General features: G+C 33.2%; 1 pseudogene. It reads left to right on the plus strand.

The window, feature by feature from the left end:
• Positions 1-123, plus strand: a pseudogene (locus E4T71_RS10400) (IS630 family transposase); the annotation flags it as partial.
• Between the last annotated feature and the right edge of the window lie 130 nt (positions 124-253).

Here is a 253-nt window from a genome sequence, read left to right on the forward strand (position 1 = left end):
GCATTTAAATCATTGAATGAAGTCATTGATCAGTTGCAAGAAGTTATCCAAAGCTTATCAACTACTCGCTTACGATCGATTGTCCATAGAGAATGGATATCTGCTAATTTTGATTCTGAATGAGTATCAACGTCCCAAAAAAAACAAAAGTTAAACTACTCTGGAAAAAAGAAATTACATGTAGGTAAAGTCCAAGTAATCATAACTGGACAAGGGAAAATTCTTTTTATAGATGTTCAGCTAGATTACTGCC

It is taken from the genome of Streptococcus sp. WM07 (assembly GCF_004570525.1).
Lineage (GTDB): Bacteria > Bacillota > Bacilli > Lactobacillales > Streptococcaceae > Streptococcus.